The 975-nt window shown below is 72.0% G+C and carries 2 protein-coding genes; both read left to right on the plus strand.

What is annotated here, in order from left to right:
- The coding region (locus tag Q0L15_RS22190) for a 2Fe-2S iron-sulfur cluster binding domain-containing protein (protein WP_296607024.1) at nucleotides 1–365 on the plus strand (365 nt) is incomplete at its 5' end.
- A 169-nt stretch (nucleotides 366–534) separates the two neighbouring features.
- The coding region (locus tag Q0L15_RS22195) for a hypothetical protein (protein WP_296607026.1) at nucleotides 535–975 on the plus strand (441 nt) is incomplete at its 3' end.

The following is a 975-nucleotide window of genomic DNA, read 5'->3' on the forward strand; positions in this document are numbered from 1 at the left end:
ACCGGGAGGTCGCCGAGCACGAGATCGAGGACGCCGAACGCGACCAGGACGAGGTGGTCGTCGACGTCGCCGGAGCCGAGCCGCAGGGCCCGGTGCGGCTCGAGGTGGAGCTCGACGGCCAGGACTACGCCTTCGACGACTGGGCGCCCGGCACGAAGCTGCTCGACCACCTGGAGTCCAAGGGCGTGAAGGCGCCGTACTCGTGCCGGGAGGGGGAGTGCTCCGCATGCGCCGTCCGCCTCCTGGAGGGCGAGGTCAAGATGCTGCACAACGACGTGCTCGACGAGGAGGACATCGCCGAGGGGATCCGACTGGGCTGCCAGTCCGTCCCGGTGACCGACACGGTGCGGGTCACGTACCACTGAGAGCCCGTTCGAAACCCCAGGTCCAGACCACCGCGGACCGCGGGGCGCTCGCGCGTAACCGGCGCGGTTTCGGGAAGTTTGACGCGCAACCATGAAGCGAACAACTCCGGCCCGCGACCAGTGATCGCCGCTCCCTCCTGATCGCCGCCGACCGGGTCCGGAGGCCGGAATGAGGGATAGCCTGCTGGGGTGGGGGCTGGCCGCGACCGCGACGAGGCCTGGCCGCCAGGACTCCGGGCAGCGTGACCTCGACCGGAGGTTTCGCCAGCTCCACCACCACCCCGAGCGGGTCACCTTCCACGACGTCGAGAACCTGATGTTGTCCGACTCGGTCCCGGCCGCGACGGTCGCCCGGGTCATGGGCCGCTCGGCCGCGCGGCGCCTGACCGCGCGCACCATGTGGCGCTGGGCCGCCGTGCACGGCACGTCGCGCCTGGTGATGGTGGTCGACGCCGGCGTCGCCGAGGACACCCTCCTCGATCACCTCGACGCCGGCACGTCGCCCGACTGGACCGCGCTCCACCTGTTCGCCGGGCTCGCCACCGCGACGACGCCCGCCGGCGTGCCGCTGGCCGAGCTGCTGGACCTGGACGTGGTCCCGGACTACGAC

This window comes from Nocardioides sp. (assembly GCF_024509035.1).
Lineage (GTDB): Bacteria > Actinomycetota > Actinomycetes > Propionibacteriales > Nocardioidaceae > Nocardioides.